Consider the following 24,337-nt stretch of genomic DNA (forward strand, 5'->3'; position numbering starts at 1 on the left):
TAACAAGTAGTTTTTATGCCGCAAATCAGGCCGCTAGCAGTCGAGTCCTGCTCGACCAGTAGTCTGGCCGTCGGCGTCGATGCCCGATGACGACGACCAGAAGAGAATCCGGCCTTTCCTGGTAAATCACATTGAAGGGAAAGCGCCGGAGCGGAATGCGCCGCGTATTATGTTGCCAGGGTGCGCCAAGTTCGGGGTTGCCGGTGATAGGGGGATAAAAGGCGCTCCACTTCCACCGCCCAAGCCTGCTCGATTTCGGCATCTTCGTCCGGGCTGGCGATCAGGCGCTCCGCCAAGCTGCCCCGACACCAAATTGATCCGTGCGCACGGATCACTCTACAACTACTCCAGTTTTGTTTGAATATCTAATCCAGCACCTTGCATCGTATAATCAGCGTTGGCCAACGCACCTGCTTGTCATGTAAACGCCGCCAACCTATGACTTTCAACAAGAAAAATTCACCCCTTGGGGTCGTGTTATCAGGATGACGAAACCCGCCGCTGCATTCTTCAGCTTACTGCCGATCCAGATGGCTGTCGCCCTGATGATCGGGGCGATCACCGTTTCCGGCTTCGCGCCGGACACCCTGTTCTTCCTGCCGCTGTTCACGCTGGTGGCGCTGTTCTTGCTCTGGTCGCGGGCCTCGTCGCGCAAGGCCGCGGCCTACACCGGTTTCGCTTTCGGGCTGGGCTTCTTCGGCGCCGGGGTGAGCTGGGTCTATGTGAGCATTCACGAGTTCGGCGGTATGCCGATGCCGCTGGCGGTGGTGGCGACCTTCCTGTTCTGTCTGGTGCTGTCCCTGTTCCCTGCCGCGGTGGGTTTGCTCCAGGCCGGCCCCGGCGGCCTGACCCGGCGGCGGGCGCTGTTGCTGATCCCGGCTTGGTGGGTGTTGATGGAATGGGTGCGGGGCTGGATTTTCACCGGCTTTCCCTGGCTGGCGCTGGGTTACTCGCAGGCCGTAGCCAGTCCGTTGGCAGGCTTTGCGCCGCTATCCGGGGTGTACGGGGTGTCGCTTGCCTCCGCCTTGTGTGCCGGTGCGCTGGCGCTGCTGGCGGATGCCAAGTTGCACCGACGCGGCAGGGCGGGCATGGTTTTCCCGGGGATGATCATCTTGGTGTTGGCTGTGGCGGGGTTTGCCCTGAAGCAGGTCGAATGGGTCAGGCCGCTGGGCGCGCCGGTTCCTGTCAGCCTGCTGCAGGGCAACATTCCGCAGGAGATGAAGTGGCGCGAGGACAAGGCGCAAACCACGCTCGACACTTATATGGCGATGACTCTGGCGAGCTCGGGGCGCCTGATCGTGCTGCCGGAAACGGCGCTGCCGATGTTGCTGCACAACCTGCCGTTGAGCTACCTGGAAATGCTGTCTGAGCGTGCGCGTGAGCGGGGTGGCGATGTGCTGGTGGGCGTGCCTGAGCGCACCGAGAATGAGGAGTATTTCAACAGCGTGCTGAGTCTCGGCAGTTCGCCGATGCAGGTTTACCGCAAAGTCCATCTGGTGCCGTTCGGCGAATTCATCCCGCTCAAGCCGCTATTCGGCTGGATTATCCATGTGCTTCATATCCCGCTGTCGGACTTCTCGCGCGGCGAGACCATCCAGCTGCCATTGCAGGTGGCCGGCCAGAAGGTGGCGATGGCGATCTGCTACGAGGACGTGTTCGGCGAGGAATTGATCAATCAGCTGCCGGCCGCATCGCTGCTGGTGAATGTCAGCAACGACGCCTGGTTCGGCGATACCATCGCGCCCTGGCAGCACCTCCAGATTTCCCAGATGCGCGCGCTGGAAACCGGCCGCTACATGCTGCGCGCCACCAATACCGGCATCACCGCCATCATCAACCAGCGCGGCGAAGTGCTGAAACGCGCGCGGGAATTCACCACCGCCCGGTTGGAGGGCGAGGCTCAGGGCTTTGCCGGGGCGACGCCGTATGTCCGGTTAGGGAATTTCCCGGTACTCGGGTTGCTGGGGCTGCTGCTGGCGGCAAACTGGATCGCGGGCAAGGTAATGACGGCCAGAGAAATGCAAAAACCGGGGCGCCGGAGCCGATGAGCGGATGGCATTGCTACATGCTGGAATGTGCCGATGGCACGCTTTACACCGGCATCACCAACGACCTGGGAAAGCGCCTGGCGGCGCACAACAGCGGCACGGCATCGAAATGCACGCGCAGCCGGCTCCCGGTGAAACTGGTGTTCACCGAGGATCAACCCGACCGCGCCGCAGCGAGCCGGCGCGAGATCGAGATCAAGCGTCTGCCGCGCAGCGCGAAATTGGCTTTGCTGTTCCAGCGCAACGGGGTTTTGCCGGAGTCGGAAAAGAAGTAAAATCAACCCCTTTCAAAAAAATCGCTCGATGAAATAATGCTGACTTTCCAGGAAATCATTCTCACGCTCCAGAATTACTGGGCTGAACGCGGCTGCGCCTTGCTGCAGCCCTACGACATGGAAGTCGGCGCGGGCACCAGCCATACCGCCACCTTCCTGCGCGCCATCGGCCCCGAACCGTGGCGTGCAGCCTACGTCCAGCCCTCGCGCCGCCCCAAGGACGGCCGCTACGGCGAGAACCCCAACCGCCTCCAGCATTACTACCAGTTCCAGGTGGTGCTGAAACCAGCTCCTGAAAACATCCTGGAGCTGTACCTCGGTTCGCTGGAAAAACTCGGCTTCGACCTCAAGATCAACGACATCCGCTTCGTCGAGGACGACTGGGAAAACCCCACCCTGGGCGCTTGGGGGCTGGGCTGGGAAGTCTGGCTGAACGGCATGGAAGTGACCCAGTTCACTTATTTCCAGCAGGTTGGCGGCATCGACTGCAAGCCGATCACCGGCGAGATCACCTACGGCCTGGAGCGGCTGGCGATGTACCTGCAGGGCGTCGAGAACGTGTTCGACCTGACTTGGACCAAGGGCCTCAGCTATCGCGACGTGTACCACCAGAACGAGGTGGAGCAGTCCACCTACAACTTCGAGCATAGCGACGTGGAATTCCTGCTCGCCGCCTTCAATGCCCACGAGAAACAGGCCAGGCATCTGATGGAAAGCCAGCTTGCCCTGCCCGCCTACGAGCAGGTGCTGAAAACCGCGCACACCTTCAACCTGCTGGATGCCCGCGGCGCCATTTCGGTGACCGAACGCGCCGCCTACATCGGCCGCATCCGCAACCTGGCGCGCAGCGTCGCCCAGAGCTACCTGGATAGCCGCGCAAGGCTCGGCTTTCCGATGGCGCCCAAGGAGTGGGCCGACGAAGTATTGGCTCAGATCGAGAAGAAGGTGGCAGGATGAGCAGGAAGCAGGGGCCCCACGCAGTGGGGATGCGACCGGCCGCGAATGCTGCCGGCCACCGACGTGATGAGGTGAAATCTGGCATGGTAGTTGATGAGGTGGCAGCATGAGCACGCAAAACCTGCTGGTCGAAATTTTTGTCGAAGAGCTGCCGCCCAAGGCGCTGAAGAAGCTGGGCGAGGCCTTTGCTGCTGCCGTTGCGGATTCCCTCAAGGCGCAGGGACTGGCCACGGCCGATGCCGCCGTGACACCTTTCGCCTCGCCGCGCCGTCTGGCGGTGCAGGTTGCGGGCGTGGCCGCGCAGGCTGCGGACAAGCCGGTTTCGCACAAGCTGATGCCGGTGAACGTGGGGCTGGATGCCAATGGCAAGGCCACGCCTGCGCTGCTGAAGCGGCTCGCCGCGCTGGGGCTGGATGAGTCTATTGTTCCGAACCTCAAGCGCGCCATCGACGGCAAGAGCGAAGCGCTGTTTTTCGACTCCGTGGCCACGGGCGCGACCCTGCCGGAAGGGTTGCAGAAGGCGCTGGACGAGGCGCTGGTCAAGCTGCCCATCCCCAAGCTGATGGCCTACCAGCTGCATGAGAACTGCGAACAACCCGGCTGGAGTACCGTCAACTTCGTGCGCCCGGTGCACGGCTTGGTGGCCCTGCACGGCGCCGAAGTAGTGCCGGTGAGCTTGCTCGGCCTGACTGCCGGCCGCGCTACCCAGGGCCACCGTTTCGAAGCCGCTGTCAGCCCGGTTAGCCTCAAGGATGCGGACAGCTATGCGGCGCAGATGGAAAACGAGGGCGCGGTGATCGCCAGCTTCGAGGCGCGCCGCGCCGACATCGTGCGCCAGCTCCATGACGCGGCGGCGAAAGTCGGCGGCGGGGTGAAGCCGGTCGAGGACGATGCCCTGCTGGACGAGGTCACCGGCCTGGTTGAGCGCCCTAATGTGCTGGTCGGACATTTCGGCCAGGAATTTCTCGGCGTGCCACAGGAATGCCTGATCCTGACCATGAAGGCGAACCAGAAATATTTTCCGTTGCTGGATCAAGCCGGCAAGCTGACCAACCAGTTCCTGATCGTGTCCAACATCCGTCCTGCCGATCCCAGTGCGGTGATCGGCGGCAACGAGCGGGTGGTGCGCCCACGCCTGGCGGACGCCAAGTTCTTCTTCGACCAGGACCGCAAGAAGACCCTGGCTTCGCGCGTGGAAAAACTGGGCAGCGTGGTCTACCACAACAAGCTCGGCACCCAGCTCGAACGGACTCAGCGCGTCACCAAGCTGGCCGGCGAGATCGCCCGCCACCTCAACGCCAGCGCCGAGCTGGCCGAGCGCGCCGCGCACCTGGCCAAGGCCGATCTGCTCACCGACATGGTGGGCGAGTTCCCCGAACTGCAGGGCATCATGGGCCAATACTATGCCCTGCACGACGGCGAACGCGAGGAAGTGGCGCGCGCCATCGAGCAGCATTACTGGCCACGCTTCGCCGGCGATGCGCTGCCGCAGGACAACATCGGTGCGGCGGCAGCGTTGGCCGACAAGCTGGATACCCTGGTCGGCATCTACGGCATCGGCCTGGTGCCGACCGGCGACAAGGATCCCTTCGGTTTGCGCCGCCACGCCCTGGGCGTGCTGCGCATTCTCGCCGAGATGGGCCTGCCGCTCGACCTGCTGCAGCTGCTGCAACAGACCCGCGCGCTGTTCCCGGCGGAAATGCTGGCCGACAGCGTGGCGCTCGACGTCCACGGTTTCATGCTGGAGCGGCTGAAGGGCTATCTGCGCGACAAGGGCTTCGCGCCGGACGAGATCGACGCAGTGGTGAGCCAGGCGCCGACCCGCATTGACCGGGTAGTTCCGCGCCTGGAGGCGGTGCGCGCGTTCAAGAAGTTGCCGGAGGCGGCGGCGCTGGCGGCGGCGAACAAGCGTATCCAGAACATCCTGAAAAAAGCCGGCGAATTGCCGGCGGGTGGGGCGGATCTGGCGCTGATGTCGGAGGAGGCGGAAAAAGCGCTGTTCGGGGCGATGAACGAATTGGCGCCAGGCGTGGTCTCATGGGTGCAGAATGGGGGTTATACCGAGGCTCTGACCGCCTTGGCCGGAGTGCGTGTCGAGGTAGACACCTTTTTCGACCAGGTGATGGTGATGGCCGAGGAGCCGCAGCTGCGCAACAACCGTTTGGCCCTGCTGAAGAGCCTGGGCAACCTGATGAACCAGGTGGCGGACATTTCTAAACTGGTGGCCTGACGGGACAAGCACATGCCCATAACAAAACTGATCATTCTCGATCGCGATGGCGTAGTGAATTACGACAGCGATCAGTTCATCAAAAGCCCGGAGGAGTGGAAGCCCATACCCGGCAGCCTGGAGGCGATTGCGCGCCTGAATCAGGCCGGGTTCAAGGTGGTGCTTGCGACCAACCAGTCCGGCGTCGGCCGCGGCCTGTTCGACATGGCCATGCTCAACGCCATCCACGACAAGATGCACAAGACGCTGGCACAGGTGGGTGCGCGCATCGACGCCTGTTTTTTCTGCCCACACGCCGCCGATTCGGATTGCGGCTGCCGCAAGCCCAAGCCCGGCATGTTCCAGGAAATCGGCGTGCGCTTCAACATGAGTCTGGCTGGCGTGCCCTGCATCGGCGACAGCCTGCGCGATTTGCAGGCCGCAGCGGAAGTGGGCGGGCAACCGATTCTGGTGTTGACCGGCAAGGGTGAGAAAACCCGCTCTGCGGGTGGCCTGCCGGAAAATACGCTGATATTCGGCGACCTCAACGAAGCGGTCAGGCATGTGATTCAGAAGAGCACATGATCTTGATAAAGCAATTCAGCCACGGATTTACACGGATTTACACGGATAAATTCATGGAGGGTTCATCCGTGTTCATCCGTGTTCATCCGTGGCTAAATAAGGTTTTTTATTCACGCGCATTCGCGGCAATAGCACTTTTTTAGAATGATCTGGCTTCGCTCTTTTGTCTTTGCTCTGGGGATGTGGCTGTTCACCCCGCTGTTTTTTTTCGTTGCCTTCTTTTCCCTGCCTTTTGACCCCGTCACTCGCTATCGCTTGATCGCGCACTGGGCAAAGATCATGCTGCGCTGGCTGAAGCTGACTTGCGGGCTTTCCTACCGCATTCTCGGCCGGGAAAACATTCCCCAAACTCAGGTTGTCGTGCTGTCCAAGCATCAGTCGGCATGGGAGACCCTGGCGTTCCAGGATATCCTGCCGCCGCTGGTGTGGGTGCTGAAACGGGAGCTGCTGCGCATCCCGTTTTTCGGCTGGGCGCTGGCCATCGCCAGCCCGATCGCCATCGACCGGGGGGCTGGCCGCGCCGCGCTGAAGCAGATCCTGGAGCAGGGCAAGGACCGCTTGGCAAAAGGTTTCTGGGTCGTGGTTTTCCCCGAGGGCACCCGCGTCAGGCCCGGCGAGAAAGGCAAATACAACATCGGCGGCGCCTGGCTCGCCACCTATACCGGAACCCCGGTGCTGCCGGTGGCGCACAACGCCGGCGAGTACTGGGGCAAGAACGGTTTTCTCAAGCGCCCCGGCACGATCACCATCAGCTTCGGCCCGCCGATCGAATCCAAAGGCATCAAGGCCGACGAGCTGAACGCGCGGGCGGAAGCCTGGATCGAGGGCGAAATGGCACGCATCGCCGCCGGGGAGGCCTAGCCTTGGGCCTCTTCGCCAAGCCGCGCGCCGCCAGCGAAACCCGCACCCTCCGGCTCTATGGCCGGGAAATCCCCTATCTGCTCAAGCGCAGCCCGAAACGCCGGACCATCGGTCTGTGCATCGACCATCGCGGACTGACCGTGAATGCGCCGCAGCGGGCCGCCGATAGCCGCCTGGAGCAGGTGCTGCGGGAGCGTTCCGGGTGGCTGTTCGACAAGCTGCGGGAATGGCAGGAGCGCCAGCCGGCCACCTTCAATTGTGCCGACGGGGAAACGCTGCTGTTTCTGGGCAGCGAGCTGGTGTTGCGCCTGATGGAAGGCGGCCCGCGGGCTCAGCCGCACCTGCTGGAGGAAGATACCTTGGTGGTGAGGGTGCCGGATACCGGGGATGCGGTAGTAGTCAGGCGCAAGCTGGAGCAGTGGTATCGCGCCGAAGCGCTCCGCCATTTCGTTCAGCGGCTGGAGCATTACGCCAGTCGGATGGGGCTGGCGCTACGGAACGTGGCTTTGTCCGGTGCGCGCACCCGCTGGGGCAGCTGCAATTCGCGCGGCGATATCCGCCTGAGCTGGCGGCTGATCCAGGCGCCCATCAGCCAGATCGACTATGTCGTGGTGCACGAGCTGGCCCATATTCGGGAACTCAACCATTCCCCCCGCTTCTGGGCCATCGTCGAGGAAATCCTGCCCCATTACGCGACGGCACAGCGGGCGCTCAAGGCGGGTGGCGCGCGCTACCACCGTTTCTAGGAGGAAAAACATGAGAATTCTGCACACCATGATCCGCGTTGGCGACCTGGACAAATCCATCGCTTTTTACACCGACGTACTGGGAATGAAACTGTTACGCCGCAAGGAATACCCGGACGGAAAGTACACCCTGGCCTTTGTCGGCTACGGTGAAGAATCCGAGGGTGCGGTGATCGAGCTCACCTACAACTGGGGGGGGTCGAGCTATGAACTGGGGACAGGTTACGGCCACGTTGCCATCCAGGTGGACGACATCCGCAAGACCTGCGAGGCAGTTGCGGCCAAGGGTGGCAAGGTGGTGTACGGCCCGGCGTTGCACGGTGGGACGACGTGGATTGCTTTTGTCGAAGACCCAGATGGGTACAAGATTGAGTTTATTGAGCGATAGGCAACTCGCGTAAGGCGTAATGTAGGGTGCCAATAAGCCTGTCCTGAGCGCAGTCGAAGGGCGAAGCGCACACAAAGATGCGGAGCTGTCAGCCGAGCACCGCTCCCTTTTCTACCCCCCGCAGTAATTAGCAATCGCCACAAACTCCCCCACCCCCAAATTCTCAGCCCGCAACCCAGGGTCTATTCCCAGCGCCGCAAATCCGGCATCGTCCAGATGCGCTTTCAGCGTATTGCGCAGGGTCTTGCGCCGCTGCCCGAAGGCGGCGGTGACGATGGCGCCGAACAGGGCTTCATCCTTTGCCGGATGCGGCAGAACCGCATAGGGGATCATGCGGACGATGGCGGATTCAACCTTGGGAGCCGGGTGGAAAGCATCCGGCGGTACGATGAACATCAGTTCCATGGCGTAGCGGTATTGCAGCATCACCGACAGTCTGCCGTATTCCGGCGTGGAGGGCGCGGCCACCATGCGTTCCACCACTTCCTTCTGCAGCATGAAGTGCATGTCGATGATGTTGCCGACGTATTCGCTGAGGTGGAACAGGATCGGCGTGGAGATGTTGTAGGGCAGGTTGCCGACTACGCGGATGCGCTCGCCCAAGGTGGAAAAATCGAATTTCAGCGCATCGCCGGCATGGATCGTCAGCTTTGCCGCCGGGTAGTTATTCTGCAGCCGGGCAATGATGTCGCGGTCGATTTCAACTACATGGAGTCGGGGCAGGATCTTGAGCAGCGGATCGGTGAGCGCGCCCAGGCCAGGGCCGATTTCGACCATGACGTCGCCGGGCTGGGGATGGATGGTGCGGACGATGGCCTGGATGACGCCCTGGTCGGTGAGGAAATTCTGGCCGAAGCGTTTTCTTGGAATATGTTTCATTATCGGTGATGAGTAATAAGGAATGAGTAATGAGCGAGGTCAAAAGCAACACCGTAGCCGGTTTTACTCCTTACCCCTGACTCATTACTCATCAGTGTTATGCGCCATTTCCAGCGCCAGTTGAATCGCTGCCGTAAGGCTGCCGCTTTCGATCTTGCCGGTGCCGGCAAGCGTCAGCGCGGTGCCGTGGTCCACCGAGGTACGGATGATGGGGAGCCCCAAGGTGACATTGACGCCACCGCCGAAGCTGGCGTATTTCAGCACCGGCAGCCCCTGGTCGTGGTACATGGCGAGCTGGCAGTCGGAGCCTTGCAGGTGATGGCGGGTGAACAGGGTGTCGGCGGGGAGCGGCCCGGCGAGGTCCATGCCCTCTGCGCGCAGCGTTTCCAGGACTGGGGTGATGACGTCGATTTCCTCGCGCCCCATATAGCCGGATTCGCCGGCATGGGGGTTGAGCCCTGCGACCAGGATGCGCGGGTTAGTCAATGCAAAGCGCTGCTTCAGGTCGCGGTGCAGGATGCGGATGGTCTGCTCCAGGCCTTGCCGGGTGATGGCGGCGGGAACCTCCTTGAGCGGCAGATGGGTGGTGACCAGCGCCACACGTAGGCCGCCGCCGACCAGCATCATCACGACCTGCGGGGTTCCGGTCAGTTCAGCCAGGAATTCGGTATGGCCGGTGAAAGGGATGCCGGCATCGTTGATCACGCCCTTGTGCACCGGGGCGGTGACCATGGCATCGAAGGTGCCGGCCAGGCAACCGTGCGCCGCCGCGGATAAGGTGTCGAGCACATAGCGGCTGTTGGCCGGATTCAGCTTGCCGGCAACGGCAGGTTCACACAGGTCGCGGTGCAGCACTTCCAGCACGCCGGGTTGGTCCGGTGCGGCAGCGGCGGGGTTGAAGTCCACCAGATCGAGCGGCAGTCCCAGCTGTCCGGCGCGCTCGGCAAGCAGGCCGCGGTCGGCGATGGCGACGATGCGGGATCCGGCCGATTTCTGCTGTGCCAGCAACACGCACAAATCCGGGCCGATACCGGCCGGCTCGCCTGCGGTTAATGCAATGATGGGATTGTTCAAAACGGCAATTGCTTAACCGCAGAGGCGCGGAGACGCTGAGAAATAAATGGGTTACAACAACTTTCCGCCACTCCAAATGGGTGAGGTCGCACAATAATATTACTCATTGTTTTTCCTCTGCTCCTCCGCGTCTCTGCGGTCCAATTGTTTTTTTAAGATACAGGCTTAGAACTTGTCTTCCAGCCGGTATTCGACGAAAGCCTGGTCGCGCAGCTGACGCAGCCAGTTCTCGTAGGACTCGTCGGCCTTGCGGGCGCGAATTTCCTGGCGCGCCATGAGGGCCTGCCGTTCCTTGCTGACATCTTCCGAGCGGCGCTCCAGTACCTGGATCAGGTGCCAGCCGAAGGGCGACTTGACCGGTACGCTGATTTCTCCCGGCTTGAGGGCATCCATGGCGCGCTCGAATTCGGGTACGGTTTCGCCGGGCGAGAGCCAGCCGAGGTCGCCGCCTTTCGAGGCGGAGCCGTCCTCGGAGTGGAGCCGAGCCAGTTCGGCAAAGTTCGCGCCGTTATCCAGGCGCTCCTTGAGCTGGATCATGCGGTTTTTGGCATCGATTTCCGAGGCGATTTCACTGGTCTTGATCAGGATGTGGCGTGCATGGGTTTTTTGCACGATCAGCGCCCCCCCTTTGCTGCGCTTGTCGAGCAGCTTGAGGATGTGGAAGCCGTTCGGGCTGCGCAGCACGGCGCTGGTTTCACCCGGTTTCAGGCCGTTGACCGTTTCCAGGAACAGGGCCGGCAGGCGGCTGGCGGCCCGCCAGCCAAGCACGCCGCCCTGCAGGGCCTCTGGCGCGTCCGAATAGCTTGCCGATACTTGGGCAAAGTCCATTTTTTTCAGTTCAGCCAATGCCTTCTCGGCATGTGCGAGTTTGCTCTGAATCTGTTCCGGGCTGGCTTGTTCGGGCACGCGGACCAGAATGTGCGCCAGGTTGAATTCGTCTTCTCCGCCGCTTTGAGCGGCGCGGGTGCTGAGGAAGCTTTCCACTTCGCCTTCGCTGACGGTGATGCGGTTTTCCACTTCTCGTTCGCGCAGGCGCCCGAGTATGATTTCGTCGCGGATTTCCTCGCGGAATTTGGCGAAACTGACGCCGTCCTTCTCCAGTGCGCCGCGGAAGGCTTCCACGGTCATGTTGTTTTCCTGGGCAATGCGTTGCAGCGTTTTGTCGAGTTGCAGATCGTCGACGCGTATGCCGGTTTCTTTGGCGAATTGCAACTGCACCCGGTCGGTGATGATGCGTTCCAGCATCTGTTTTTCCAGCACTTCCTGAGGCGGCAGAGGCGTACCCCGTTTTTGCAGCTGCTGCATGACGATCCGCATCCGGTCGTTGAGCTCGAACTGGGTGATGACTTCATTGTTGACCACGGCGACGATGCGGCCGACCAACCGAACTGGGGCCGCGGGGCGCGCGGGGTCGTTCCCGGCGGCGTGAGCGGAAGCCAGGAAAAAAACGAGCAGGATTGCCAGAATACGGTTAGCGGGGTTCTGATAGGTTGTTTTCATTGGGGATTTGGGTGGTTTTGGTATAGCCATAGATATTGCGTGTGAGCACGTCTAAAGGATTCGAGCCGATAGAGCCGATTCCGTTCAGCTCCAGCTGGAAGAAAATCGAGTCGCTGCGTTGTGAAGTGGTGGTGGTGAAACTGTGCACGACCGCCCGGAACGCCCAACAGCCGGCATTGTATTCCAGACCGGCCAGGGTTTCCAGATTCTTGCTGTCCAGTATTGAATGGTTCCATCGGGCAAGTCCGTTCCAGCGTCCGGTCAGGGGCCACTGCGCGGAGGTGTCGATCTGCTTGATACCGATCGGGGCGAGGGGGGTGGCCGGGGTATAGCGGTAACTGACATTGAGGATCTTGCCCGGTGCGGGCAGGTAGCGGCCGGTAAGCGAAAAGTTGCCGGTTTGTTTCAACTCGGGATCGTACTGCCACAAACTGTCTAGCGTCAGTGCATTCGTGATCCGGCCACCCACTGAGGCCAGCAAGTCGGAATACTTTCTGGTGGGAGCGGTTCCCCCTGGTAGCGTGACTTGGGGCAGGCTCAGGTAGTAGCGTTGAGCGAGTGTGCCGCGCAGGCGCTCGATGCCGCTTTCTTCGAAGAAGCGGGAGGTTACGCCCAGTGTGACCTGGTTGGCATCGCTGATTCTGTCGACCCCGGCGAAGCGGTTTTCAGTGAATATCTGGGGAATGCCGAATCCGATGTCGCCGGAATCGAATAGCGGAATTTGACTCTGATCGCGGAAAGGGGTGCGAACATAATACAGTCGGGGTTCCAGCGTCTGCTGATAATCCGAACCGAACAGGTTGATGTCGCGCTCGAAATACAGACCGCTGTCGACGCTGAAAATCGGCAGGGTGCGATTGATGTCCGGCGTGGCGGTGTCGTTGTCGAAGTTGTAGCTGGTGCTGTGCAGACCGATCTTCGGGATGATATAGCCGTAAATCGGGGTCAGCGGCAGGCTGACGCTGGGGTAAAGGGTTAGGCGCTTGGCGTTTGGCAGGCTGGGGTGGGAGAAATTGACCAACTCGCTGTTCAGTGCCAGGACCGCTCCCTGACCAAGGTTGTTTCCGCTCCAGTTGACTACGCGGGTTCCATTCAACAGCATCTGGGTGCGGCGGTAAGGGGTGACGATCGGTGCCAGCGGATCCTGCAGGGTCTGGAAGCTTTGCGAGCGCGCCGAGAAATTCCAGTTCATGCCCTCATAGGCACCGACATGGGAAAGCACGCCGTCACGCAACAGATGGACTTGCGAGGTGACGCCGATGTTGGTGCTCAGATCCCTGAAATAATTGTCGTCGGAGGCTCTCTCCAGGGTCAGCGCCCCCGCCCAGCCGCTGCCCAGATTGTGTTGATGCTTCAGCGACATGAAGCTGCGATCCCGGTTGGCCACCTGGTCGTTGGGCAGGATTTCCAGGTTTGCAATCCCGACGTAATTCGGGTCCAGGTAACGCAGTTCGTTCTTCAGTTGCAAGCCGCGCTTGGTCATGAATCGCGGCGTGATGGTGGCATCGCGGTTGGGTGCGATATTCCAGTAATAGGGCAGTGAGAACTCCACGCCGCTATTCACGGTGCTGCCGAAGCTCGGGCTGAGAAGGCCGGATTTGCGCTCGCTGTTGAGCGAGAAACTCATCCACGGCGTATAGAGAATAGGCACGCTCATGAAGTCGATGTAGGCGTGGCTTGCCGTTCCTATCTGAGTGGTGCGGTTGATCTCGAGGTCGCGGGCATGGAGGTACCAGTCGTCGGATCCGGCCTGGCAAGTCGTGTAACGGGCGTCCTCCAGCCGATATTTGTTTTCTCCTTCGAACCACAGTATTTTCGCGTCGGCCCGCCCCGGCGGCTTCTGCTGGGTCATCTGGAAAACCGGCTGTTGCAGGTAGCCTTCCTTGCTTTCCAGTTTGAGTTTAAGTTCGGGCCCTTCGGTAATGTCGCCCTTCTGTTCGATGCGCACATTGCCTTGGGCGAAAACTTCATCTTCGGGTTTGTTGTAGCGCAGCAGATCGGAGCTGATTATTTGACCCCATTGGCGCAGTTCCGCCTCGCCTATGACTTCCGTCTCGATATCGTGATGGCCCTGGATGCGCATTCCGCTGATGAAAACCGGCGTGGGTGGCGTGCCTGAGGGCGGGTTCAAGGTCAGGCTCCGGCTTCGCTTGAGCGATAGGGGGGTATCTGCCGTTTCCTGGACGCGCACCGCCGGTGCTGCGACCGCTGCGGCCTCGGCCGGTTGCGCAATGGCAACCGGTTTCGACGTATCCTGGAGCTTTTCCCCGTTCTCCTGAATGCCCTGACTTGCTTGGGTAGGTGTCGTGATGGGGGCCGTCAGGTCTTCAGCGGCAAGCACCACGGGTCTTGTTGCCTCGGGAGCGGTAGCGGGGGGCTGTGCGGCGCCGGGTTCGCGTCTTGGTGCCGGTTCGGGCTTGGGAGCGGGCTGCAGAAGAACGGGGTCAATCTGGAATGGTGGCAGACTCAGTGCCGCCTGCGATGCGGCAGGGAATAGCCAGAACAGGGCGAATGCGAGCGGTGTCGGGCGGAAGTTATGGAATAGTCTGGCCCTATGCAGCAACGACTGTTCGCGGAAAGGTTTTTTCATGTTCTGCAATATGGCAACGGCCTCGGTCAGCGTCTAGCGGACGCGGATCGAGGCCATGTTGTGCTCTCGTTATTATCTAGCCCGGATGTTTCATAAATTGACGCGCGCCCTCGCTGGTCTTTTGTTTCGTATGGAAATTTTGTTCAGTCGGGCGTATGAATAACTACGCCACTCTTTCACAAAATTCCCCTACAAAACAAAATCCTGCGCGATCATCACGCGAATTTATGAAACATCCGAGCTAGGCCGTTATCGGTGATAAAATCGCACAAATTCTGCTTTTACGCAATGCGAGATTAAATGGACCGCCTTGAATTACTTGAAAACTGGCTGAAGCCGCAAATTCCCGACATCCCTTATACGCTAGCCCCGGCGTCGGCCGATGCCAGCTTCCGCCGCTACTTTCGGGTGAGCCTGCCAGATCGCTCGCTGATCGTGATGGATGCCCCACCGGAGCGCGAGGATTGCCGGCCTTTCATCCATGTGGCGGAGTTGTTCCGGGATGCGGGTGTCCGCGTGCCGCACATTCTGGCGCAGGACTTGCAGCAGGGTTTTCTGCTGCTGACCGACTTGGGCGGCACCACTTATCTGGATGCGCTGAATCAGGACGAGGCGGCGGCGGATACTTTATATGCCGCCGCCGCCGGAGCACTGATCAAGATTCAGCTGGCCAGTCGCCCGGTCGTGCTGCCGGACTACGACGAAGCCCTGTTGCTGCGCGAAATGCGGCTGTTCCCGGATTGGTACGTGAGCAAGCACTTGCGAACAGAACTCTCCACCACTCAGGCGGAAGCGCTGGACGGGGTTTTCACCCTGATCCTGAGCAACAACCTGGCGCAACCCAAAGTCTTCGTGCACCGCGACTACCATTCCCGCAACCTGATGGCGACCGGCGACGAACCGGGTATCCTGGATTTTCAGGATGCGGTGTACGGACCGGTCACATACGATCTGGTTTCCCTGTTCAAGGATGCCTATATCCACTGGGAGGAGGAACGGGTGCTGGACTGGACGATACGCTACTGGGAAAGGGCGAAGAAAGCCGGTCTGCCTGTGTCGCGCGATTTTGCCGAGTTTTACCGCGATTTCGAATGGATGGGTGCGCAGCGCCACATCAAAGTGCTGGGTATCTTCGCCCGGCTTTGTCATCGCGACGGCAAGGATAACTATCTGAAAGACATGCCGTTGGTGATGGCTTACTTGCGTAAGGTGTGCGAGCGCTACCGCGAGCTACATCCGCTGCTGAAGCTGCTGGACGAGCTGGAGAACAGGCAGGCGGTGGTGGGGTATACGTTTTGAAAATCTTTTCACCGCAGAGGCGCGGAGGCGCAGAGAAAATCAAAATCAACAGCATTGAACAAAAAAGTTCTGTTCTTCTCTGCGCCTCCGCGCCTCTGCGGTTCAATCCTGAATGAAGGCCATGATCCTCGCCGCCGGGCGCGGCGAGCGCATGCGGCCACTCACTGACGTCATGCCGAAACCTTTATTGGAGGCGGGCGGCAAGCCGCTGATCGTATGGCACATCGAAAGGCTGGCGCGGGCCGGTTTCACCGAGCTGATCATCAACCACGCCCACCTCGGCGAAAAGATCGAGGCGGCCCTGGGTGACGGCCGCCGCTTCGGGGTGAGCATTCGCTATTCCGCCGAGATTGAAGCGCTGGAGACCGCCGGCGGCATCGCCAACGCCATGCCGCTGCTGGGGCCGGAACCCTTTCTGGTGGTCAACGGCGATATTTTCTGCGACTATGACTTCACTGGCCTGCCGCGTGAACTGGGCGAGTATTCGGCCTGGCTGGTGCTGGTGGACAATCCCGATCACCATCCCGGTGGGGATTTTGCATTAAGGCAGGGCAAGGTGCTGGATGATGGCGAGCACAAACTGACTTTCAGCGGGATAGGGATCTACCGCCCCGAACTGTTTGCGGCTGTTGCCCGTGGGGCGAAAGCCATGCTCGCTCCGTTGTTGCGCGAACAGATGGCTGCAGGACGGGTCGGCGGCGAGCACCACCGCGGCTTGTGGCTCGATGTCGGCACGCCTGAACGTCTGCGGCAACTGGACTACATGCTACAAAACACAAGCCAGTCACGGATGAACACAGATGAACACAGATAAAAACCTGCCATTAAGAATCCGTGCTAATCCGTGTTCATCCGTGGCTAAATATTTGCTTTTGATTCGTGAACATTCGTGGCATTCGTGGTCAAATTTCTTAAATGATTGAACTCAAAACCTATCAGCAGCGCCGCCGCCGGCTGGCCGAACAGATGCAGGCCGGCGTGGCGGTGATTCCCACTGCGCCTGAGCGTTCCCGTAACCGCGACAGCACTTACCCGTACCGGTTCGACAGCTATTTCCACTACCTGACCGGCTTTGGTGAACCCGAGGCGGTGCTGGTTCTGGTCGCCGGTGCGGAACCCAAAAGCATCCTGTTCTGTCGGGAGAAAAACCCCGAGCGCGAAGTCTGGGACGGCTTCCGCCATGGCCCGGAGGCGGCGCGTGAGACTTTCTGCTTTGACGAGGCCTATCCCATCGCCATGCTGGACGAGATGATGACCAAGCTACTCGCCGACCAGCCCAGCCTGCATTTCCATCTCGGTGCCGACAGCGCCTGGGACGTGCGCGCAGTGGGCTGGCTCAACGCGGTGCGGGCCGAGGTGCGCAACGGCATTGCCGCCCCGTCCGCAATCCGGGACGTGCGCGTGCTGCTGGACGAAATGCGGCTGATCAAAAGCACCGATGAAATCGCCACCATGCGCCGTGCCGCCGAAATTTCCACCGCCGCGCACCGCCGTGCCATGCAGCAGGTCCGACCAGGGCGGCACGAATACGAAATCGAGGCGGAATTGCTGCATGACTTCCACCGCCACGGCGCGCAGGCCCCGGCCTATACGTCGATCGTGGCGGGCGGCGCTAATGCCTGTGTGCTGCATTATGTCGACAACAGCGCCAGACTCAGGGATGGCGATCTGCTGCTCATCGATGCCGGTTGCGAGCTGGATGGCTATGCCGCCGACATTACCCGCACTTTTCCGGTCAACGGGCGCTACAGCGCCGTGCAGAAAGACGTGTATGAAATGGTGCTGGCGGCACAGGCGGCGGCTATCGGCGCCGTCAAGGTTGGCGCCAGCTGGGACGATCCGCACCAGGCCGCCCTCAAGGTGCTGGCGCAGGGCATGATCGATCTGGGTCTGTGCACAGGAAGCGTGGATGGGTTGCTGGAATCCGGCGACTACAAGCGCTTCTACATGCACAAGACCGGCCACTGGCTGGGGATGGATGTGCACGACGTGGGCGACTACAAGCGTGGTGGGCAGTGGCGCAAGCTGGAAGCGGGCATGGTGCTGACCGTCGAGCCTGGCTGTTACATCCGGCCCGGCGAGGACGTGCCGGAGCATCTGTGGAATATCGGCATCCGCATCGAGGACGACGTGCTGGTGACGGCCCGGGGTTGCGAAGTTCTGACCCTGGCAGCACCGAAAACGGTGGACGATATCGAAGCAACGATGGCGGGGGCGGCATGAGCAGGGAGCAGGTTCACGGCGCAGCCGGGATGCGACCGGCCGCGATTGCCGCCAGCCGCCGACATGAGAAAATTAAAATCGGCATGACGGTTGAGGAGGCGGCGGCATGAGCGACCAATTCGACATCATCATCGTCGGTGCCGGCCTGGTCGGCGCATCATTCGCCCTGGCGATGAAGGACAGCGGGCTGAAGCTGGCGCTGGTGGAAAGTGTGGCGCCGACTGCCCCATCGCCGGAGTGGACCAGCCGGGTCTACGCCATCAGCCCGGGCAGCATCGAATTCCTCAGCGAGAGCGGTGCCTGGCAGCAATTCGATGCCGCCCGCATTGCCCCGGTGCTGGGTATGCATATCTACGGCGACGACGGGAAGGCCTGTCTGGATTTCGATGCCCATCAATCCGGGCTGGCCGAATTGGCGGTGATTGCCGAAACGCGCCATATGCAGCACGGCCTGTGGCAGGCGCTGCAGCGGCAGGAAAATCTCGAGTTGTTCTGCCCGGCACGCTGCGCCAGCCTGAGGCTGCAGGAAGAGGTCGCCGTGCTGCGCCTGGAGGACGGCCGAGAATTGCGTGCTCCGCTAATCGTCGGAGCAGATGGGCGGGAATCCTGGGTGCGTTCGCAGGCCGGAATGGATGCCGAACCTGCGCCCTACCGTCAGATGGGGGTGATCGCCAATTTCGAAACCGAGCAGTCTCATGGCGATGCCGCATGGGAATGGTTTCGCGGCGACGGCGTGCTGGCCTTCCTGCCTATGCCGGGCAATCGCATTTCGATCGTCTGGACGGCGTTCGAGGAGCGGGCGGCCGAGCTGATGGCGCTGCCGCCGGACGAGTTCTGCCATCAGGTGCAGGAGGCGAGCCACAGCGCCCTGGGCGAATTGAAACTGCTCAGCAAGCCTGCCGCTTTTCCGCTGCGCTTGCTGCACCTGGAACACCTGGTCAAATCCAGGGTGGCGCTGATCGGCGACGCCGCCCACAACGTCCACCCGCTTGCCGGGCAGGGCGTCAACCTGGGGTTCCAGGATGCCCGGGAGCTGGCGAAAGTGCTGAAGGATCGTGGCCCTCAGCCGGACTGCGGCGATTATTTCCTGCTGCGTCGCTATGAGCGGGCGCGCAAGGCGGATATTCTGGCAATGCAGCTGGTTACCGACGGGTTGCAAAAATTGTTCAACAATCGCAACCCGGCTTTGAAGCTGGCGCGCAACCTGGGCCTTTCCCTTACCGGCAGCTTGCCCTGGCTGAAAAACGGCCTGGTGCAACATGCGGTGGGGCGGCATCTTAACTAATTGTGCCAAAAACTCAGTTGAACCGCAGAGACGCGGAGGCGCAGAGGAAAAACAATGAGTTATCGCATTGTATGACCTCACCCATTTGGAGGGGTGGAAAATTGTTGTAACCCATTTGTTTCTCTGCGCCTCCGCGTCTCTGCGGTTAAGCAATAGTCGTTTTTAGATTGTATTTTTTTACTCTTGAAGGAAATCGTAATGCGCTCAAAATTTTTGGTCTGCCTGTTGTCGGGTTTTTTCTTTGCCGGCGCGGCACTGGCCGATACCAAGTTGGGTACGGATGAAGTGGCGTTGAAGGCAGCCATCGAGAAGAAGTTTCCCGATATCAAGCTCGATAGCCTGCAAAAAACCCAATACGGTGGCCTGTATGAGGCCGTGATGGAGGGAAGCCAGGTTTTCTACACCGACAAAAATGCCAGTTTCATTCTTGTCGGTAACCTGATCGACGCCAAGACCCAGCGTAATGTGACTGAAGAACGGATCCGCGACCTGATGCGGGTGAAATTCGATACGCTGCCGCTCGAATCGGCAATCAAGCAGGTGAAAGGCAACGGCAGCCGCAAGATGGCGGTGTTCTCCGACCCGGATTGCCCCTATTGCAGGAAGCTCGATGCCGAACTGGCAAAGGTCACCGATGTGACGATCTACACTTTTCTCTACCCGATCGCCAGCCTCCATCCCCAGGCCGGAGACAAGGCCAAGGCAGTATGGTGTGCGCCTGATCGCGTCAAGGCGTGGGAGGACCTGATTCAGAAGGGAACCGTGCCACAGGCGGGCGGCAAGTGCGAAAACCCATTGGCGAAAATCGCCGAGCTGGGCCGCAAGCTCAAGGTCAACGGTACGCCCACGATCATCTTCGCCGACGGGATGCGCGTTCCCGGCATGGTGCCAGCCGCCAATCTGGAAAAGCTGCTTAACGGCGAAAGGTCGCAGCATTGAAGGAATTCTGGAACCAGCGTTATAGCGGCGACGAGTTTTTCTACGGCACCGCCCCCAACGCTTTTCTGGCCTCGCAGCTTCACCGGTTCAAGCCCGGGCAAACCGTTCTGGCCGTGGCCGATGGCGAGGGACGGAACGGTGTCTGGCTCGCCCGGCAGGGACTGGACGTGACGGCGGTGGATTTCTCCCCGCTGGCCGTGGAGAAGGCGCAACGACTGGCGGGGCAATACGGGGTGACCGTGCGCCACGAAATCAGCGACCTGTTCGCCTGGAGCTGGGGTGAAAACCGCTTCGATGCCATAGCCGCGATTTTCATCCAGTTTGTTGGCCCGGAGCAGCGCCGTATCCTGAATGGCCTGATGCTGCGCGCGCTCAAGCCGGGCGGCTTGCTGATCCTGCAGGGCTACCGGCCCAAGCAGCTGGAATACAAGACCGGCGGACCTTCCCGCGTGGAAAATTTGTACACGGCGGAAACCCTGCGCGAGGAGCTTTCCGCCATGGAAATTCTTCATCTCGCCGAACATGACGACGAGATTTGCGAAGGGGAGGGGCACTGCGGTATGTCGGCGCTGGTGGACTTGGTGGCGCGCAAATACTTTTAGGGCTATATTGGGTTTAGATTAATTCTAAAGGAGAGCCGGACATGAAAATCACCAAAAAGAAGCTGCTCGAAGAACTCAACAAAGACCTGGAATGGGAATACGCCGCGGCTGTACAGTACGTCCAGCACGCTTCAGCGATCACCGGTGCGCAGTATGAATCGATCCAGAAGGAACTGATCATTCACTCCCAGGAGGAGATGATGCATGCCGTCATGCTGTCCGACCAGATCGATTTTCTCGGCGGCGTGCCCACGGTGGACGTGGAAAAGCGCGAAACAGACAGCGACAGCCTGGCAATGCTGAAGCAGGATCTGAAGGGCGAGGACAACGCCATCGATCGCTACAAGGAACGGATCGCCCAGGCCGAGGCGCTCAAGGAATACGGCCTGCGCCGGGTGCTCGAGGACATCCTGATCCAGGAGGAAGAACACAAGCGCGATCTGCTGACGGTGATCAAGTCGAAATAGCGCAAACCCAAAAGAAAAACGGCTCCTAGGAGCCGTTTTCTTCAGGAAGCGGTCTGTTTACGCTTCGCCCAGAAGGCCGGGTTCTTCGGCGCCAAAGTATTTCTTCATCCGGTAAAGCAGGGTGTAGCGACTGATGCCCAGCAGTTTCGCTGCACGGGTGCGGTTGCCTCTGGTCTGTTCCAGGGCTTGCAGGATGAGATCGCGCTCGGTCTGTTCCAGGTTGAGCGGGGTAGTCGCATGGGTGGATATGGCAACGCGCTGACCGCCGCGGATGTTGAGCGGCAGGTTGTCCACCCCCAGTGAGCCACGCTGGAAATTGCACAAAATCGTCAGGCGCTCGCACAGGTTTTTCAACTCGCGCACGTTGCCGGGCCAAGAGTAAGCCTTGAGCACTTTCATCGCCTCCGGGCTAAAGAAAACAGCCTGGAGACTGTGCTGCTGCGCCGCCATTTCAACAAAGTGCTCTATCAGCAAGCCAATGTCGCCCGCGCGCTCGCGCAGCGGAGGCACCTCCATCGGCACCACCTGCAAGCGGTAGAACAGGTCGGCGCGGAAGCGGCCGATCTTCACCATCTTTTCCAGGTCACAGTTGGTCGCGGCGATAACGCGTACGTTGGCCTTGATCGGCCGGTCGTAACCCAGTGGCAGGATTTCGCCGTTTTCCAGGAAGCGCAACATTTTGGCCTGCGCCGCCAAGGGCAGTTCGCCAATCTCGTCGAGGAATAATGTGCCATTGTGGGCCGCCCGCACCAGGCCGTCGCGGTCGATGATGGCATTGCTGAAAGCGCCGCGGCGGTGGCCGAACAGCTCGGATTCCACCAGATTTTCCGGTAGGTTGGCGCAATTGACTGCAACGAAGGGCCGGCTTGCCAGGGGGCTGTGGACGTGCAGGAAGCGCGCCAGATTTTCCTTGCCGCTGCCCGATTCGCCGCAGATCAGCACGGTCGCGCGCGTTGCGGCAACCAGCTGTGCCGTATTCAGCAATTGGCGGAAGACGGGGGAGTGCCCGATGAGCGAAAAGGTATCCATAAAGCGCAGTATAAGAATACTCATTTCATACGTCAACATCCGATTAGCTTGGACGTGCGAAATGGCGCAGGCGTGCCGTAACGCACACCTAAATTTGTCTAGTTTTGTTGCAGGTCAGCTAGTTATCCATGGCATGATGGTTGCTGTAAATCAACCTTTGACCTGAATCAAGGCGGCACTGGCTTACTTGAAACATAATCCGACAACAAAATTATCTGAGGGAGCGAAGGCGAAAATGAACAACAAGCTGTTGCGGGGTTTGGTGGCAGGGGTGTGCGCGGGGATGTCCGGTGCGGTGTTTGCGGCAGATGCGGGCACTTCGGTGAAGCTCGAAGAGGTGACCGTCACCGGCACGCGCGAGGGGCAGCTCAAGGCGGAAACGCCCGCCACCGTGGACGTGATCAAAGGCGATACCCTTCGTGAGGTGCGACCAACCCACCCCTCGCAGATTATGGGGCAGGTGCCCGGCGTGTGGGTTAACGTGACGGGTGGCGAGGGCCATCAAACCGCGATTCGGCAGCCGCTGACCACCAGCCCTGTTTACCTCTATCTGGAAGATGGCATCCCTGTTCGTTCCACCGGCTTCTTCAACCACAACGCCCTGTATGAGGTCAACATGCCGCAATCGGGCGGCATTGAGGTGAACAAGGGTCCGGGCACGGCACTGTACGGTTCGGATGCGATCGGTGGAGTGATCAACGTGCTGACCCGTCCGTCCCCGCTCAAGCCGGAGGCCCAGGCGAGCGTGGAAGCCGGCCAATATGGCTGGAAGCGCGTTATGGTGGGTGGTGGTAATACGGTGGGTAACGATGGCTGGCGGGGAGATCTCAATCTGACCCATACTGACGGCTGGCGTGACAAGACCGGCTATGATCGGCAAGCCGGTACCCTCCGCTGGGACAGGGCGTTGGAAAACAACGCGGTGCTGAAGACAGTCGCCACGTTCTCCGATATCGACCAGGAAACGGCGGGCAGTTCCACCATCTCCAGGGATGACTACCTGAACAATCCGACCAAGAACTACACCCCGATTTCCTTCCGCAAGGTCAAGGCGTTCCGCCTGTCGGCCGCTTACGAGAAGGAGTCTGCCAATTCGCTGCTGAGCGTGACGCCCTATTATCGCAACGATGACATGGACCTGCTGGCGAACTGGTCGCTAGGCTACGATCCGACGGTGTACAACACCAACAACAGTTCGTTGGGGCTGATGGTGAAATACCGCCAGGATTTCGCGCCGTACCGCAGCCGCCTGATTGTCGGCATGGACGTCGATCGCAGCCCTGGCAGCCGGCTGGAGAAAAGCATCAATCTGACCACGACGGGCACGGGCTATACCAAGGTTTATACCGCCTATACGACTGGAGCGACGGTATACGATTATGATGTCACCTATCGGGGTATCTCTCCCTATATCCACGGTGAAATGTCACCCACGGACAGACTGCGCCTGACCGGCGGCCTGCGCTACGACGATATTCATTACGACTATGACAACAAGCTGGCGGATGCTTCGATTTCGGCGGGGGGAAAGAATTATGGGCATGTCGGTGATGCTACTGTCAGTTACAACCATCTAAGTCCAAAACTGGGGGCAACCTATGCTTTCAGTCAGGACCTGAATGGATTCGCTGCCTATAACCATGCCTTCCGGGCCCCGTCCGAGGGGCAGTTGTTCCGTCCTTCCACCGGCACGTCTGTGGTTTTTGCACAGGCTGCTGCGCAGTCTGCGCTCGGTCTGAAACCGGTCAAGGTGGACAGCTACGAACTTGGCCTGCGCGGCAAGACAGGTCAGGGCATAGTCTGGGAAGCCTCGCTTTATAACATGACCAAGCGTGATGATATCCTCAGCTACAAAGATCCGGTCACCAATGCTACCCAGTCGCTGAATGCGGGCAAGACCTTGCACCGCGGTATTGAAATCGGCGTCGGTGCGGAACTGACGCGCGAACTCAAGCTGGATGTGGCCTATTCCTATGCAAAACACACCTATGAAAATTGGACCGCGAAAGATAGCGCGGGAGCCAATGTGGACTACAGCGGCAAGGAAATGGAAACCGCGCCACGCACTATCGCCAATACCAGGCTGAGTTATGCACCCGCCGCGCTGAATGGCGGCAAAGTGGCGCTGGAATGGATCAGGCTCGGCAGCTACTGGCTGGATACGGCCAATACCGCGCAGTATGAAGGCCACGATGTCTTCAATTTGCGCGTCAATTATCCAGCCGGACGTGGTGTGGACCTGTTTGGCAGTGTGATGAACCTGACCGACAAACGCTATGCAGAAAGTGCCTCCCTATCTTCCACCAACGCGGTCTATGCGCCGGGCATGCCGCGCACAATCTATGCTGGCCTCCAGTACAATTGGCAATAAATGAGGAAGG

22 protein-coding genes are annotated in these 24,337 nt (G+C 60.2%); 16 read left to right on the plus strand and 6 right to left on the minus strand.

Annotation, left to right across the window (positions count from 1 at the left end; genetic code table 11):
- Positions 1-167: 167 nt before the first annotated feature.
- On the minus strand, positions 168-296 hold the full coding sequence (locus VMV64_RS02240) for a hypothetical protein (protein ID WP_325328320.1): 129 nt from the start codon (positions 294-296) through the stop codon (positions 168-170).
- Positions 297-485: 189 nt separating this feature from the next.
- On the opposite strand from VMV64_RS02240, the gene lnt reads away from it, so the two are divergent.
- The 8 genes from lnt (at position 486) to gloA (ending at position 8,069) form a co-directional block, all read left to right on the plus strand.
- Complete coding sequence (gene lnt, locus VMV64_RS02245) at positions 486-2,048, plus strand: apolipoprotein N-acyltransferase (RefSeq protein ID WP_414718813.1); 1,563 nt, start codon at positions 486-488, stop codon at positions 2,046-2,048.
- Positions 2,045-2,323: a GIY-YIG nuclease family protein gene (locus VMV64_RS02250; protein ID WP_325328321.1), complete on the plus strand. Its 279-nt coding sequence runs from the start codon at positions 2,045-2,047 to the stop codon at positions 2,321-2,323. Before lnt ends, VMV64_RS02250 begins: the two co-directional genes overlap by 4 nt.
- Positions 2,324-2,356: 33 nt before the next feature.
- Positions 2,357-3,280, plus strand: a complete 924-nt coding sequence (glyQ, locus tag VMV64_RS02255) for a glycine--tRNA ligase subunit alpha (RefSeq protein WP_325328383.1) — start codon at positions 2,357-2,359, stop codon at positions 3,278-3,280.
- Positions 3,281-3,386: 106 nt separating this feature from the next.
- Positions 3,387-5,510 carry a glycine--tRNA ligase subunit beta gene (gene glyS, locus VMV64_RS02260; RefSeq protein WP_325328322.1) on the plus strand — a complete coding sequence of 708 codons (2,124 nt, stop codon included), beginning with the start codon at positions 3,387-3,389 and terminating at the stop codon, positions 5,508-5,510.
- Positions 5,511-5,522: 12 nt separating this feature from the next.
- On the plus strand, positions 5,523-6,074 hold the full coding sequence (gmhB, locus tag VMV64_RS02265) for a D-glycero-beta-D-manno-heptose 1,7-bisphosphate 7-phosphatase (RefSeq protein WP_325328323.1): 552 nt from the start codon (positions 5,523-5,525) through the stop codon (positions 6,072-6,074).
- 144 nt (positions 6,075-6,218) lie between these two features.
- Positions 6,219-6,935, plus strand: a complete 717-nt coding sequence (locus VMV64_RS02270; protein ID WP_325328324.1) for a lysophospholipid acyltransferase family protein — start codon at positions 6,219-6,221, stop codon at positions 6,933-6,935.
- Between the two features lie 2 nt (positions 6,936-6,937).
- Complete coding sequence (locus tag VMV64_RS02275; protein WP_325328325.1) at positions 6,938-7,681, plus strand: SprT family zinc-dependent metalloprotease; 744 nt, start codon at positions 6,938-6,940, stop codon at positions 7,679-7,681.
- A 10-nt stretch (positions 7,682-7,691) separates the two neighbouring features.
- Positions 7,692-8,069: a lactoylglutathione lyase gene (gloA, locus tag VMV64_RS02280; protein ID WP_325328326.1), complete on the plus strand. Its 378-nt coding sequence runs from the start codon at positions 7,692-7,694 to the stop codon at positions 8,067-8,069.
- A gap of 111 nt (positions 8,070-8,180) precedes the next feature.
- On the opposite strand, the gene rsmA is transcribed toward gloA, so the two are convergent.
- The 4 genes from rsmA to lptD all read right to left on the minus strand — a co-directional run bounded on the left by rsmA (position 8,181) and on the right by lptD (position 14,112).
- Positions 8,181-8,948 (minus strand): 16S rRNA (adenine(1518)-N(6)/adenine(1519)-N(6))-dimethyltransferase RsmA, encoded by a 768-nt coding sequence (gene rsmA, locus VMV64_RS02285; protein ID WP_325328327.1) that lies wholly within the window; start codon positions 8,946-8,948, stop codon positions 8,181-8,183.
- Between the two features lie 84 nt (positions 8,949-9,032).
- Entirely contained in the window at positions 9,033-10,022 is a 990-nt protein-coding gene (gene pdxA, locus VMV64_RS02290) for a 4-hydroxythreonine-4-phosphate dehydrogenase PdxA (RefSeq protein WP_325328328.1), read from the minus strand.
- A gap of 165 nt (positions 10,023-10,187) precedes the next feature.
- Positions 10,188-11,522: a peptidylprolyl isomerase gene (locus VMV64_RS02295; protein WP_325328329.1), complete on the minus strand. Its 1,335-nt coding sequence runs from the start codon at positions 11,520-11,522 to the stop codon at positions 10,188-10,190.
- Positions 11,494-14,112 (minus strand): LPS-assembly protein LptD, encoded by a 2,619-nt coding sequence (gene lptD, locus VMV64_RS02300; RefSeq protein WP_325328330.1) that lies wholly within the window; start codon positions 14,110-14,112, stop codon positions 11,494-11,496. Before lptD ends, VMV64_RS02295 begins: the two co-directional genes overlap by 29 nt.
- Before the next feature lie 300 nt (positions 14,113-14,412).
- Here lptD and VMV64_RS02305 point away from each other — a divergent pair, with 300 nt between their 5' ends.
- The 7 genes from VMV64_RS02305 to VMV64_RS02335 all read left to right on the plus strand — a co-directional run bounded on the left by VMV64_RS02305 (position 14,413) and on the right by VMV64_RS02335 (position 20,927).
- Positions 14,413-15,411, plus strand: a complete 999-nt coding sequence (locus tag VMV64_RS02305; RefSeq protein ID WP_325328331.1) for an aminoglycoside phosphotransferase family protein — start codon at positions 14,413-14,415, stop codon at positions 15,409-15,411.
- A gap of 112 nt (positions 15,412-15,523) precedes the next feature.
- Positions 15,524-16,225 carry an N-acetylmuramate alpha-1-phosphate uridylyltransferase MurU gene (gene murU / locus VMV64_RS02310; protein ID WP_325328332.1) on the plus strand — a complete coding sequence of 234 codons (702 nt, stop codon included), beginning with the start codon at positions 15,524-15,526 and terminating at the stop codon, positions 16,223-16,225.
- Between the two features lie 101 nt (positions 16,226-16,326).
- Positions 16,327-17,634: a Xaa-Pro aminopeptidase gene (pepP, locus tag VMV64_RS02315; protein WP_325328333.1), complete on the plus strand. Its 1,308-nt coding sequence runs from the start codon at positions 16,327-16,329 to the stop codon at positions 17,632-17,634.
- Between the two features lie 106 nt (positions 17,635-17,740).
- Positions 17,741-18,919 (plus strand): UbiH/UbiF family hydroxylase, encoded by a 1,179-nt coding sequence (locus VMV64_RS02320; RefSeq protein WP_325328334.1) that lies wholly within the window; start codon positions 17,741-17,743, stop codon positions 18,917-18,919.
- A gap of 198 nt (positions 18,920-19,117) precedes the next feature.
- Positions 19,118-19,858 (plus strand): DsbC family protein, encoded by a 741-nt coding sequence (locus VMV64_RS02325; RefSeq protein ID WP_325328335.1) that lies wholly within the window; start codon positions 19,118-19,120, stop codon positions 19,856-19,858.
- The gene (locus VMV64_RS02330; RefSeq protein WP_325328336.1) at positions 19,855-20,460 is read left to right on the plus strand and encodes a class I SAM-dependent methyltransferase; all 606 of its coding nucleotides are present in this window, start codon (positions 19,855-19,857) and stop codon (positions 20,458-20,460) included. The genes VMV64_RS02325 and VMV64_RS02330 overlap by 4 nt, the downstream gene beginning before the upstream one ends.
- A 41-nt stretch (positions 20,461-20,501) precedes the next feature.
- Entirely contained in the window at positions 20,502-20,927 is a 426-nt protein-coding gene (locus VMV64_RS02335) for a ferritin-like domain-containing protein (protein WP_325328337.1), read from the plus strand.
- Positions 20,928-20,984: 57 nt separating this feature from the next.
- Here VMV64_RS02335 and VMV64_RS02340 read toward each other — a convergent pair whose 3' ends face one another.
- Positions 20,985-21,980: a sigma-54 dependent transcriptional regulator gene (locus VMV64_RS02340; RefSeq protein ID WP_325328338.1), complete on the minus strand. Its 996-nt coding sequence runs from the start codon at positions 21,978-21,980 to the stop codon at positions 20,985-20,987.
- A 211-nt stretch (positions 21,981-22,191) separates the two neighbouring features.
- Between VMV64_RS02340 and VMV64_RS02345 the strand changes: the two genes are divergently transcribed.
- Positions 22,192-24,327 carry a TonB-dependent receptor gene (locus VMV64_RS02345; protein WP_325328339.1) on the plus strand — a complete coding sequence of 712 codons (2,136 nt, stop codon included), beginning with the start codon at positions 22,192-22,194 and terminating at the stop codon, positions 24,325-24,327.
- Positions 24,328-24,337 lie beyond the last annotated feature (10 nt).

The sequence above is a fragment of the Sulfuricella sp. genome, from assembly GCF_035531155.1.
GTDB lineage: Bacteria > Pseudomonadota > Gammaproteobacteria > Burkholderiales > Sulfuricellaceae > Sulfuricella.